Genomic DNA, 11,895 nt, shown 5'->3' with positions numbered 1-11,895 from the left:
CCTCCGCGACCAGGGGTTTCATGCCCGCGGTTGCTGTCTCGCGCCTCACACGCGGCTTCGGCCCGCGGCACACGCAGCACGTCGCGAAGCCGGTCCCGCTGCTGAGGCCGACGCCGACGATGACGCGGCCGTCGGCGCGGCCGTCGCGGCGGCGGGCGCCGCAGCCGTCACGGCCGTCCGGCCGTCGCGGCCGTCACGGCCGTCGGGCCGTCGCGGCCGTCGCCGCCGCGGTCGTTCCCGTCCTGGGCGCGGCCGTCGCGGGGGCGGGCGCCGCAGCCGTCACGGCCGTCGGGCCGTCGCGGCCGTCGCCGCCGCGGTCGTTCCCGTCCTGGGAGCGGCCGTCGTGCCCGTCGCCGTCGCGGTCGTTGCCGCCGCGGTCGTTCTCGTCGCGGGCGTGGCCGTCGCGGTCGTTCCCGTCGCGGGCGCGGCCGTCGCGGTCGTCGCCGCCACGGTCGTTCCCGTCGCGGGCGCGGCCGCCGCGGGCGCGGCCGCCGCGGGCGCGGCCGCCGCGGGCGCGGCCGCCGCGGGCGTCGCCGTCCTGGCCGTGGCCGTTGTAGGCATGCCGTCGCGGTCGTGGCCTGCAGCGTCCTGGGTGTGGCCGTGGCGTCGCGGTCGTCGCCGTCGCGACCGTGGCCGCGCTGCCGGGCATTCGGCGCGCCGGCAACCCGCCTCTAGTCTGCGAGGACCGATGGCTCCGCGGCCGCCAGGGGCGGCAGGCCGATCGGAGTTTCCGCCGGCAGCGCCGCGCGGGCGCGCGCCGCCAGCGGGAGGAGCACCTCGCGGAGCCGGCCAGTGCGCTCCGAACCCAGCGCGACCCACGGCCCGGCGGCCAGCCGGTCGGTGGTCTCCTCGATCTGGTCGCGGGCCTCCAGCGCCGCCTTCGTCGCACCGTCGTCGTCGAGCCAACCCCGCGACCGCAACCGCGACGCGGCGGCGGTCCACTCCTCGTCGGTCCAACCCCGGGCGGGCTGGAGATAAGAGCGGCGCTGGTCGACCGAGGCCCGCCAGACCACCGTCTCCGCGCCGCTGAGTCCGGCCACCAGCAGGGCGGCCACGTGGCCGTCGCCGCGGTGTTCGCGCAGGATCGTGGCCGCGTGCCAGAGCACGCCCAGTGGGTCTTCCGGCCACGGCAGGGCGGCGTTCGCGGCCGCGAGGGCGCGGCCGGTCGACGACACCGACATCGCCGCTTCGCGCAGCAGGTCAGCGGCCTCGTCGACTGGGCCGGCGCCGTCGAGCAGCGGCGCCAGCGAGGCGCGGGCGCCGGACAGCCGGGCCGCCAGGGACTCGTCGGGGGTGGCCCGCGACCACACGTCGGGCAGTGCCCGGGTCACCATGCTCGGCGCGAAGCCGAAGAACAGCGCGGTCACCGGGGCCGGGCCGACCGCGCCCAGCGGCGCGGCCCGGCCGGCGAAGTAGCCCCGCCAGAAGCCGCGCAGGTTGACCGCCTCGAACGCCTCGCGGGCCTGCGGCGTGAAATAGGTGACCGCGTGGATCGGCTCGAACAGGGTCCACATGGTGCGCGGCAGCGAATCCATACGGGTCAACCTAGCGGACCAACCGCGTAGCGCAGGTGGGTCACGCCAGGGGCGTCCACCGCGCGGAGCTTGCGCAGGGGGACCGGTGCCGGGCCCAGGTGGTCGAACAGGCGGACGCCGGAGCCGAGCAGGACCGGCACCACGTGGAGTTGGATCTCGTCAAGCAGACCCAATCGCAGGCATTGCTGAGCCGCGGCCGCGCCCATCAGGCTCACGTAACCGTCGCCCGCGGCCGACCGTGCCTGGGCGATCGCGCTTTCGATGCCGTCCGTGACGAACGTGTAGCGACTCTCGCCCGCCGGCACCGTCGCCGGGGCCTCGTGGGTGAGCACGAATACCGGCAGGCCGGGCACCGGGCCGTTGCCGCCCCAGGCGTTGGCGATGTCATACGTCCGACGCCCGGTTACCACCGCGCCGCCCGTCTCCACGAGTTGGCTGAACACCTCGGCGCTAACTGCCGACAGCCGGAACGGCGGGACCGGCACGCCCCGCGCCGCCGCCTCCTCGTACGCCCGGATCGGTGTTTCGCCGTCGAAATACCACGCGAACAGGGCCTCGCCGCCGTCGCCCAGTGGGTTGGCGGGGCCGTCGCCGGCGCCGGCCACGAAGCCGTCTAGTGACACGGACAGGTCCACGATCACCTTTGCCATCACGAAACCTCCTCACCCGTTACGTCGGAGCCGTCGTCGCGATCCGGACTTGACTTTGGAGCTGGCTCCAAGGTTTACCGTGGCTGGTATGCGAGTTGCCGAGTTGGCGCAGGTCGCGGGGATTTCCGCGGATACGGTCCGATACTACGAACGGGTCGGGTTGCTGCGGCCGCCACCGCGAACGGCGAGCGGATACCGGGCGTACGACGCGAGCGCCGCCGATCGGGTGCGGTTCATCCAGGGCGGGCAGCGGCTCGGGCTGCGGCTACGCGACATCGGCGAGTTGCTGGCCGTGCGGGACACCGGGGTGTGCCCCTGCGAGCCCGCCGAGGAGCTGCTCAAACGGCGCCTCGACGAGCTCGACACGGAGCTGGCGCGGCTGACCGCGCTGCGGGCCGAGATGGTGCGGATGATCGAGGCGCTGCCGGCACAGGACTGCCCACCGCCCGTGCCAGGCACCTGGTGCCCGCCAGGAAGCGACGAAAACAAGGACCAGGGAGGTGATCGACGATGAGCGGATGCTGCGGATGCGGCTGCGAGTGCGGCTACTAGAGGCACCGAGCTGCCCGCCGAGCGCGCCGGCGGACAGCGATGATCACGATGAACGAAGCCGGGCGTACACGTCGCCGGATCTGCCCGTCGGCCGGATCTCGCCGAAGAGGGCGACCAACTCGGCCGCACTCATCCACGAGGAGCGGGCCCACCGCATGGTCTCGACCGGCGAGTAGTTGTATTCGTAGTCTCCGAGCGACTCGACCTGCCCCAGCACCGCCAGCCCGGCGTCGTGCGCCATCGGCAGGTATTCGAAGCTCAGCGCCCGCACCGGCCGGGACAGCCCGGCCAGCACCTCGGCCTCGAAGCCCTCGACGTCAATCTTGCAGAATGCCGGCTCGCCGTGCTCCTTGACCAGCTCGTCGAGGGTGGTCACGGGCACCTCCACCCGGCGGTCCCAGCGCACCTTGGCGAAGCTGCGGTCGGTCGACACCGTGTCGATCCACTCGGTCGACAGCGTGGAGACCGTCGGCGTCGCCGTCGACAGCGCCAGGTGGGCCGTGCCGGGCTTGGCTCCGATCGCCACCGGCAGGATCGTCACCTTCGCGTCGCGGCCGAAGAACGTGCGCAGCACCCGCAGGCAGTCGGGCTGCGGCTCGACGGCGACGACCCGGGCGCCGAGCGCCCGCCAGGCCCGCACCCGGCTGCCGACGTGGGCGCCGATGTCGAACGCGACGTCGTCAGGGCCGAGGAACTGGCCGTAGAAGCGGACCAGCCGGCGGTGCCGGCCGGGCTGACCGTGATAGATAACCAACGATCGGGCGATTCCCCACGCGCGGGTGAGCATCCTGCGACCCTAGCTGAACTACTCTCGCCGGAACCCCGTAGTCACATTGAGGAGCACCATCCGGGACAGGAGAGCGCTGATGACCGCTGCCGACGCGACCGCGGCGCCGACGGCCCGCGCGGGCCGGGCCACCTCGAGAGCAAAAGCTGCCCGCTACACGGTGTGGGGCGCGCTGGCCTTCAACGTGGTGATCGTCGAGATCCTGTTCTTCACCGGCGACCCGGCCAAAAACGACCTGATCGGCATCGCCAAGTTCATCGCGCTGCACGCCGCGCTGCTGATGATGCTCCAGCTCCTGCTGGTCGCCCGCCTGCCGTGGCTCGACACCTGGATCGGCGCCGACAAGCTCACCGCCTGGCACCGGTGGACCGGGTTCACCCTGTTCTGGGCGGTCGTGCTGCACGCGAGCTTCATTCTGACGGGGTACGCCCGACTCAGTGACATCTCCGTGCTCGCCCAGATCGACACGTTCCTGGGCGTCTTCCCGACGTTGCTGGGCATGCTCGCCGTCTCGCTGATCGTGATCGTGGTGGCACTGTCGGTGCGGTTCGCCCGCCGCCGCCTCTCCTACGAGGTCTGGCACGCCATCCACCTGCTGCTCTACGCGGCCGTCACGCTGGCGATCCTGCACCAGCTCTACGAGGGGACCACGTTCCGGGCCAACACGCTGACCACGGCCTACTGGTGGGCGCTCTGGGGCCTGACGATCGTGGCCCTGCTGCACGGCCGGGTGGTCACACCGCTGCTCCGCAACGCCCGGCACAAGCTGCGCGTCGCCGCCGTCGTGCCCGAGTCCGACACCGTCACCTCGGTCTACGTGACCGGGCACGACCTGGCCGGGCTGGAGGCGCGGGCCGGCCAGTTCTTCATCTGGCGCTTCCTCACCCCAGGGCGCTGGTGGCAGGCCAACCCGTTCTCGATCTCGTCGACGCCCGACGGCCAGTCGCTGCGGCTGACCGCACGGGCGGTCGGCAAGACCAGCGCCGGGCTGCGCCACCTGCCGGTCGGCGCGCGGGTCTTCGTCGAGGGCCCCTACGGCGCGTTCACCACGCTGCACCGCACCCGCGACGCGACCCTGCTGATCGCCGGCGGGGTCGGCATCACCCCGATCCGGTCGCTGCTCGGCGAGCTAGACGGCCCGGTCACGGTGCTCTACCGGGTGCCCGGCCCGGCCGACGCGGTGCTGCTCGGCGAGCTCGAGCACTTCGTGCACACCCGCGGCGTGACGTTGCACCTGCTGACCGGCCGCACCGGCGCGGGCCAGCCACCCAACATCCCGTTCGCACCGGAAAACCTGATGGCACTGGTCCCCGACATCAGAGAGCGCGACGTGTACGTCTGCGGCCCGCCAGCGATGACCTCGGCCGTGCTGCAGTCGCTCCGCGACGCCGGCGTCCCCAAGCGCCAGGTGCACGCAGAACGCTTCGCCCTCGCGGGCGATTAAGGCCAGCCGGGCGCGTCGCACAAGATGGTGGGGCGGCGCGGCACGCCAAGATGGCGGCGCGGCAGGCCAAGATCGACCGGGGTCGGCCCTACCGGATGGTGGCTGAGCCGAGCACGATGTCGCCGGCCGCGTCCGGACGGTAGGCGACGACCGCCTGGCCCGGCGCGATCCCGCGGGCCGGCGTGCGCAACTCGGCCGTGAGCGACCCGTCGGCCAGGCTGACCACGGCGGGCAGTGGCGTGCCGTGCGCCCGGAGCTGCACCTCGCACTCGATCGGGCCGTCGGGGCGGGCGCCGCCGGTCCACACCGGACGCTCGCCGGTCACCGTCGACACCTCGAGCGCCTCGGCCGGGCCGACCGTCACCGTGTTGGTCACCGGCGTGATCGACAGCACGTAGCGCGGCCGGCCGTCGGGTGCCGGGACGCCGATGTTGAGGCCACGCCGCTGGCCGACCGTGTAGGAGTAGGCGCCGGCGTGCGAGCCGACCACCGCACCGGTCAGCGCGTCGACGATGTCGCCCGGCTCCTCGCCCAGCCGCTCGGCCAGGAAGCCGCGGGTATCGCCGTCGGCGATGAAGCAGATGTCGTGCGAGTCGGGCTTGGCCGCGACCGACAGGCCGCGGGCGGCCGCCTCCTCGCGCACCTGGGCCTTGGTGATGTCGCCGAGCGGGAACATCGACTTGTCGAGCTGCTCGCGGGTCAGCACGGCCAGCACGTAGGACTGGTCCTTGGCCAGGTCGACGCTGCGCCGCAGCAGCCCGTCGGCGCCGAGGCGGGCGTGGTGGCCGGTGACCACCGCGTCGAAGCCGAGCGCGATCGCCCGGTCGAGCACCGCGGCGAACTTGATCTTCTCGTTGCAGCGCAGGCACGGGTTGGGGGTGCGGCCGGCGGCGTATTCGGCGACGAAGTCGTCGACGACGTCTTCGTGGAACCGGTCGGCCATGTCCCACACGTAGAACGGGATGCCGATCACGTCGGCGGCGCGCCGGGCGTCACGGGAGTCTTCGAGCGTGCAGCACCCGCGCGCCCCGGACCGGTAGGTCTGCGGGTTGCGCGACAGCGCCAGGTGCACACCGGTGACCTCGTGCCCGGCCTCCGCGGCCCGGGCGGCCGCGACGGCGGAGTCGACCCCGCCGGACATGGCTGCTAAAACCCTCACGGCAGCAAGGGTACGCGGTGGGCTATCAACGTGACTTGATCATCCCGGCCCGGCGGGCGCGCTCGACCGTGGCCGGCAGCGCCGCGATCAGCGCGTCGACGTCGGCCTGGGTGGAGGTGTGGCCGAGCGTGAAACGCAGCGACGAGCGGGCCCGGTCGTCGTCGGCACCCATCGCGATCAGCACGTGCGACGGCTGGGCCACCCCGGCCGAGCAGGCCGAACCGGTCGAACAGGCGACGCCCTGGGCGTCGAGGAGCAGCAGCAGCGCGTCGCCCTCGCAGCCGGGGAAGGAGAAGTGCGCGTTGCTCGGCAGCCGGTCGACCGGGTCGCCGTTGTAGATCACATCCGGCACCACCTGGCGGACGCCGGCGGCCAGTTGGTCGCGGAGGGCGCTGACGCGGGCGGCGTATTCGCGCTGGGTCTTGGCCGCGTGTTCGACGGCGACCGCGAACGCGACGATGCCGGGCGCGTCGAGGGTGCCGGACCGCACGTCGCGCTCCTGGCCGCCGCCGTGCAGCAGCGGTGTGCAGGCGACGTCGCGGCCGAGCAGCAGGGCGCCGACGCCGACCGGGCCGCCCAGCTTGTGGCCGGTGACGGTGAGCGCGGCCGCACCGCTGGCGGCGAAGTCGACCGGCACCTGGCCGACCGCCTGCACCGCGTCGGTGTGGAACGGGACCCGCCGGCCGGACGCGATCGCGGCCAGGTCGGTGATGGGTTGCAGCGTGCCGACCTCGTTGTTGGCCCACATCGCGGTGACCAGGGCGACGTCGTCGTCGAGGGCCTCGGCCAGCGTGGCCGGGTTAAGCCGGCCCGCCTCGTCGACCGGCAGCCAGGTGGCGGTCGCGCCCTCGTGGCGGACCAGCCACTCGACCGAGTCGAGGACGGCGTGGTGTTCGACCGAGCTGGCGATCACCCGGATGCGGCCGGGTTGCTCGGCCCGGCGTGCCCAGAAGATGCCCTTGACGGCCAGGTTGTCGGCTTCGGTGCCGCCGCCCGTGAAGATCACCTCAGACGGGCGGGCGCCGAGGGCGGCCGCGATCCGCTCCCGCGACTCTTCGACATGCCGGCGGGCGCAACGCCCGGCGGCGTGCAACGACGAAGGGTTACCGACCTCCCGAGCCGTGGCGGCGTAGGCCTCAATGGCCTCGTCGAGCATCGGCGTGGTGGCGGCGTGATCCAGGTATGCCATCACGGTTCAGCGTAGCCCCGCGCGGTCCTTACCACCCGCACCGCCCGGCCACGTTGGCGTGGCCGGGCGGTGGGCTGGCTACTTGCGCTTGCGGATCTCCTCGGCGGCCTGCGGAACCACCTTGAAGAGGTCGCCGACGATGCCGAAGTCGGCGAGCTCGAAGATCGGCGCCTCGGGGTCCTTGTTGACCGCGACGATGGTCTTGCTGGTCTGCATGCCGGCCCGGTGCTGGATCGCGCCGGAGATGCCCAGGGCCACGTAGAGCTGCGGTGACACGGTCTTGCCGGTCTGACCGACCTGGAACTGGTGCGGGTAGAAGCCGGAGTCGACCGCCGCCCGGGACGCGCCGACGGCACCGCCGAGCAGGTCGGCGAGCTCTTCGACGAGCTTGAAGTTGTCGCCGCTGCCGACGCCGCGGCCACCGGAGACGACGACCGACGCCTCGGTCAGCTCCGGCCGGGAGCCCTTCTGCTCGAGCACCCGGTCGACCACCTTGGCCAGCTTGTCGGCGTCGCCGACGGTGACCTCCAGCGCCTCGACCTGCGGCGTCGCCGCCGCCGGGGTCGGGGTCAGCGAGTTGGGGCGGATCGTAGCCAGCGGGATGCCCCGGGTGACCCGGGACTTGACGACGACCTGGCCGGCGAACGCGGGCTGCGTCGCGACACCGTCGGCGGTCAACTCGACCACGTCGGTGAGCAGGCCGTTGTCGAGCTTGACGGCCAGCCGGCCGGCGATCTCCTTGCCCTCCTGCGTGGAGGGCAGCAGCACCGCGGCGGGCTGGACCCGCTTGACCAGGTCGGCCAGCGCGGTCGCCTTCGGCGCCACCAGGTGGCCGTCGATGTCGTCGCCCTCACCGGCGTAGATCTTCTCCGCGCCGTATTCACCCAGCTTGTCGGCCATCGCGGCGGCCGCACCGGTGGCGCCGAACACCACGGCGGACGGCGAGCCGAGCGTGCGGGCCAGGCTCAGCAACTCGAGGGTGACCTTCTTGACGCCGTGCTCGCGGGTGGCCTCGACCAGGACCAATACCTCAGCCATGACTGCGCCTCCTCAGACGAACTTCTCGGACGACAGGAAATCGACCAGCGCCGTGCCACCGGCACCGTCGTCGGTGACCTTCTGGCCACCGGAGCGGGCCGGCCGCTTCGCGTGCTCGACGACCTCGGAGGTCGCGCCCGCGAAGCCCACCTCGCCTGCGTCGACGCCCAGGTCGGCCAGAGCCAGGGTCTGCACCGGCTTCTTCTTCGCCGCCATGATCCCCTTGAACGACGGGTAGCGAGGGTCGTTGATCGTGTCCCACACCGACACCACCGCGGGCGTCGAGGCCGTGACGACCTCGTACCCCTCCTCGGTCTGCCGTTCGATGGTCAACGTGCCGCCGTCGACGGTGAGCTTGCGCGCGCCGGTCAGCGCCGCGACACCGAGCCGCTCGGCGATCATGTGCGGGAGCACCTGCACGCGGCCGTCGGTCGACTCCGCGCCAGCGATGATCAGGTCGGGGTTCAACGTGCCGAGCGCCGCCGCCAGGACCTTCGACGTGGCCACCGCGCACGAACCGTGCAGCGCGTCGTCGATCACGTGGACCGCCTTGTCGGGGCCCATCGACAGCGCCTTGCGGATCGACTCCGCGGCCCGCTCCGGACCCATCGACAGGACCGTCACCTCACCGCCGTGCGCCTCCTGGATCCGCAACGCCTCCTCGATGGCGTATTCGTCCATCTCGTTGATGACGTTGTTGGCCGACCTGCGGTCGACCGTGTTGTCGCCAGCGAGGTTGCGCTCCGAGCCGGAGTCAGGCACCTGCTTGACGAGGACGACGATGTTCATCGCGTTTCGACGACCCTCCTGGTTGGTTAACGCACGCTAGGCCGCAGCCTGCCGGGCGCCGGAATGCCCGGTCAATCGCAGGGCGGTGTGGAGTTGCCCACCTGCCACCGAGAGCTAACTTACCCGCCAGTAGCTTCCGCTTCGCAGAGCATCAGCGTGACACGGCTCACGGGTGTCAGGCGAGCGCGGCACGCACCTTGGCCAGGACAGCGGCTTCGGAAGGGTTGACGCCATGGGCCGCCTCGGCCGCCCGCTGCGCCGCCGACAGCACCGCGTCGCGGTAGTTGTCGACCTCGTCGGGCGCCTTGACCCGCAGGATGGAGAGCGACTCGGTCAGGGCCGGCAGCACCTCGGCCTCGACCCGCACCGGATCCTTGCGGGGCAGCGTGGGCAGGGCTCCGCTGGTCAGCACGTCACGGGCCAGGCCGCGGGCGCCGGTGAAGGCGCCGGCCGCCGCCGCGCTCTCGCGCAGCATCGACAGGAAACCGGGGTCGGCACTGGAAACGAGGTAGACCACGCCGAAGGCGGCGCGTTTCAACGTCGCTCGTTCGTGATCAGTCAGCTCAGCCATGATCACGGATGGTAGACGTAGGGGGTCGTGGTGGTGACCGCCACAAATCCCAGCCGCTCGAGGATCGGCCGGCTGTCGTCGGAGGCGTCGACCTGGAGCAGCGTGTAGCCGTTGGCGTCGGCCAGCCGGGCCCGGTGTGCCACCAGCGCCCGGTAGATGCCTCGGCTGCGGTAGGCGGCCAGCGTGCTGCCGCCCCAGAGGGTCGCGAACGCGGTGCCCGGCACGAACCGGATCCAGCCGGCGCTGACCACTTCGTTGGTCTGCTCGTCTTCGGCCACGACGACGGTGATCACAGCCGGGTGCGCGGCGATCTCGTCGGCGAGCGTGTCAGCGAGCCAGCCGCGGTCGTCGCCCCAGACCTCGGTCTCCATCCGGGCGATCCGGTCGAGGTCGGCGCGCTCGCTGACCTCGCGCAGCCGGACCCCGGGCGGCGGCACCGGGAGGGCGGCCGCGAGCGGCGCGATCGCACCGATCACGATCGTTTCCCGTTCCTGCGGCGCGAAACCGTGCGCCTCGAGGCGGGTGCTGAGGTCGGCCGGCTCGTCGTGGGCATGCAGCTTCCACTCGACCTCTTCGCCGCGGGCAGCGAAGAAGTCGCGCTGGCGGGCGATCACCGCGTCGAGGTCGGCGCCGGCCAGGCCGCCGAGATCGCGGTAGACGACGAACCCGCCGCCGGGCGAGCCGTAGCCGCGGTGCACCGGACCGTCCATCTCGAACGTCACGCCCGGCACGTCGGGATCGATGGTGCGGAGCTGGGCGTCGTAGGCGGCGCGCAGCGCCGCGGCGTCGAGATCCGTCACCGCTACAGGTTATGGCACCCGTCGACCGATAATCGAAACGTGATCAAGCGGTGGTTCGACCCCCAGGACGTGGGCGAGACGCCGGACTACCGGTTCTCGCTGGCCAACGAGCGCACGTTCCTGGCCTGGATCCGCACCGCCCTCGCGCTGGTGGCCGGTGGGCTCGCCGCCGCCCAGTTCCTGCCCGTGCTGGGCATCGCACACCTGCGCGAGGTGATCGCGGTGGCGCTGCTCGTGCTCGGCGGCTTCGTCGCGCTGCGCGCGGTCGACCACTGGGCCCGGGCCGAGCGGGCGATGCGGGAAAAGCGCGACCTGCCCCCGTCGCAGTTCCCGGCACTGCTGTCGATCCTGGTGGCGATCGGCGCGCTGTTGCTGGTGGCCGCGGTGCTGGTGCAGGCCGCGCGTGGCTGAGGTCAACCCGGAGAGGGCCGACTTCCGGGTACGCGACACCGGCGTCGCGTGGATCCGCACCCGGCTGGCCTGGGGCCGCACGGTGCTGACCCTGTCGGTGACCGCGGTGCTCGCGGCCCGGTTCGGGGTGCGGCACGGCACGCCGGGCGGGGTGTTCGCGGCCGTCGCCATCGCCGGCTGGGGCGTGGCGGGACTGTGGACGATGCGCCGGGTGCGGCAGCTCGCCGGCAGGTCAACCCCGGTTACCCCGGTCACGCCGCGGATGCTGCTGGTGGCCGCGTTGGTCGTACCCGGCTATGCGATTCTCGGTTTGTTGATGGTCCTGATTCTCTGACAGCCGTTTTGGCAGGGCCACGGGGTGGCCGGGGTGGGTGCCGACGGTCCATCATGTCCGCATGGTGCGCCTCTACGGTCTCCTCTTCGTGGCCCAGCTCGTGCTGGCAGTCGCCGCGCTGATCAGTTGCCTCTCCGCCGAGGAGGGCGAGATCCGGGCGCTGCCGCGGATCGCATGGGTGCTCATCATCCTGTTCTTCCCCCTGGTCGGCGGCGTGGCGTGGTTTGTCGCGGGTCGACACAACTCACCACGGCCGGGCGGCCAGTGGCGGCCCGGCAACGGCTTCCCCGAGGCCGAGCGCCCGCGGCCGAAGGCGCCCGACGACGACCCCGAGTTTCTCCGCTCCATCGAACGCGAGCCCACCGGCGACCGCGAGATGTTCGAGCGCTGGGAAGCCGACCTACGCCGGCGCGAAGACGACCTGAAGCGCGAAAAAGAAGACCCGCCGCGCGGCTGATCCGGCGGCGGGGCAGAGGGAAGACGCGGCCCCCCGTTGGCCGCGTCACCCCCCTCGGCGGCCGGTTGCGCCCAGGGCGGTGCGGCCGGTGCCTACTGTGCAGGGCCGGTGTTGGTTCTGCGTTGGCTGAACCGGCAAGAGGTGGCGCGCGTGCGCTAACGTGAGTAGCCGTCTTTGCC

Annotated in this window: 15 protein-coding genes; 5 read left to right on the top strand and 10 right to left on the bottom strand. The window is 72.4% G+C overall.

Annotation, left to right across the window (positions count from 1 at the left end; translation table 11 throughout):
* Positions 1–193: 193 nt before the first annotated feature.
* The 3 genes from DFJ67_RS18325 to DFJ67_RS18315 are packed head-to-tail and all read right to left on the bottom strand — an operon-like array spanning position 194 to position 2,185.
* A complete protein-coding gene (locus DFJ67_RS18325; protein WP_116069106.1) occupies positions 194–649 on the bottom strand; it encodes a hypothetical protein in 456 nt (151 codons plus the stop codon).
* Between the two features lie 22 nt (positions 650–671).
* Positions 672–1,535, bottom strand: coding sequence for an SCO6745 family protein (locus DFJ67_RS18320; RefSeq protein WP_116069105.1), 864 nt, complete (start codon positions 1,533–1,535; stop codon positions 672–674).
* A 5-nt stretch (positions 1,536–1,540) separates the two neighbouring features.
* The gene (locus DFJ67_RS18315; RefSeq protein WP_116069104.1) at positions 1,541–2,185 is read right to left on the bottom strand and encodes a dihydrofolate reductase family protein; all 645 of its coding nucleotides are present in this window, start codon (positions 2,183–2,185) and stop codon (positions 1,541–1,543) included.
* A gap of 88 nt (positions 2,186–2,273) precedes the next feature.
* Between DFJ67_RS18315 and DFJ67_RS18310 the strand changes: the two genes are divergently transcribed.
* Positions 2,274–2,699 carry a MerR family transcriptional regulator gene (locus tag DFJ67_RS18310; RefSeq protein ID WP_116069103.1) on the top strand — a complete coding sequence of 142 codons (426 nt, stop codon included), beginning with the start codon at positions 2,274–2,276 and terminating at the stop codon, positions 2,697–2,699.
* 81 nt (positions 2,700–2,780) lie between these two features.
* Here DFJ67_RS18310 and DFJ67_RS18305 read toward each other — a convergent pair whose 3' ends face one another.
* Positions 2,781–3,524: an FkbM family methyltransferase gene (locus DFJ67_RS18305; RefSeq protein WP_116069102.1), complete on the bottom strand. Its 744-nt coding sequence runs from the start codon at positions 3,522–3,524 to the stop codon at positions 2,781–2,783.
* A gap of 79 nt (positions 3,525–3,603) precedes the next feature.
* Between DFJ67_RS18305 and DFJ67_RS18300 the strand changes: the two genes are divergently transcribed.
* Positions 3,604–4,968 carry a ferredoxin reductase family protein gene (locus DFJ67_RS18300; RefSeq protein ID WP_116069101.1) on the top strand — a complete coding sequence of 455 codons (1,365 nt, stop codon included), beginning with the start codon at positions 3,604–3,606 and terminating at the stop codon, positions 4,966–4,968.
* 88 nt (positions 4,969–5,056) lie between these two features.
* Here DFJ67_RS18300 and mnmA read toward each other — a convergent pair whose 3' ends face one another.
* The 6 genes from mnmA to DFJ67_RS18270 form a co-directional block, all read right to left on the bottom strand.
* Complete coding sequence (gene mnmA, locus DFJ67_RS18295; RefSeq protein WP_116069100.1) at positions 5,057–6,127, bottom strand: tRNA 2-thiouridine(34) synthase MnmA; 1,071 nt, start codon at positions 6,125–6,127, stop codon at positions 5,057–5,059.
* 25 nt (positions 6,128–6,152) lie between these two features.
* Complete coding sequence (locus tag DFJ67_RS18290; RefSeq protein ID WP_116069099.1) at positions 6,153–7,316, bottom strand: cysteine desulfurase family protein; 1,164 nt, start codon at positions 7,314–7,316, stop codon at positions 6,153–6,155.
* Between the two features lie 78 nt (positions 7,317–7,394).
* Positions 7,395–8,354 carry an electron transfer flavoprotein subunit alpha/FixB family protein gene (locus DFJ67_RS18285; protein WP_116069098.1) on the bottom strand — a complete coding sequence of 320 codons (960 nt, stop codon included), beginning with the start codon at positions 8,352–8,354 and terminating at the stop codon, positions 7,395–7,397.
* Between the two features lie 12 nt (positions 8,355–8,366).
* Positions 8,367–9,143, bottom strand: a complete 777-nt coding sequence (locus DFJ67_RS18280; protein WP_116069097.1) for an electron transfer flavoprotein subunit beta/FixA family protein — start codon at positions 9,141–9,143, stop codon at positions 8,367–8,369.
* A 175-nt stretch (positions 9,144–9,318) separates the two neighbouring features.
* On the bottom strand, positions 9,319–9,714 hold the full coding sequence (locus DFJ67_RS18275) for a hypothetical protein (protein WP_116069096.1): 396 nt from the start codon (positions 9,712–9,714) through the stop codon (positions 9,319–9,321).
* A gap of 2 nt (positions 9,715–9,716) precedes the next feature.
* Positions 9,717–10,514: a GNAT family N-acetyltransferase gene (locus tag DFJ67_RS18270; protein WP_116069095.1), complete on the bottom strand. Its 798-nt coding sequence runs from the start codon at positions 10,512–10,514 to the stop codon at positions 9,717–9,719.
* 39 nt (positions 10,515–10,553) lie between these two features.
* Between DFJ67_RS18270 and DFJ67_RS18265 the strand changes: the two genes are divergently transcribed.
* From DFJ67_RS18265 to DFJ67_RS18255, 3 genes are all read left to right on the top strand, one after another.
* A complete protein-coding gene (locus DFJ67_RS18265) occupies positions 10,554–10,925 on the top strand; it encodes a YidH family protein (protein ID WP_116069094.1) in 372 nt (123 codons plus the stop codon).
* The gene (locus tag DFJ67_RS18260; RefSeq protein ID WP_116069093.1) at positions 10,918–11,259 is read left to right on the top strand and encodes a DUF202 domain-containing protein; all 342 of its coding nucleotides are present in this window, start codon (positions 10,918–10,920) and stop codon (positions 11,257–11,259) included. Before DFJ67_RS18265 ends, DFJ67_RS18260 begins: the two co-directional genes overlap by 8 nt.
* Before the next feature lie 61 nt (positions 11,260–11,320).
* Positions 11,321–11,716, top strand: a complete 396-nt coding sequence (locus tag DFJ67_RS18255) for a PLD nuclease N-terminal domain-containing protein (RefSeq protein ID WP_116069092.1) — start codon at positions 11,321–11,323, stop codon at positions 11,714–11,716.
* Positions 11,717–11,895: the final 179 nt, after the last annotated feature.

The sequence above is a fragment of the Asanoa ferruginea genome, from assembly GCF_003387075.1.
In the GTDB taxonomy this organism is placed as follows: Bacteria; Actinomycetota; Actinomycetes; order Mycobacteriales; family Micromonosporaceae; genus Asanoa; species Asanoa ferruginea.
The sequence above is the reverse complement of the archived record's forward strand: the minus strand, read 5'-3'. Positions and strand labels throughout refer to the sequence as shown.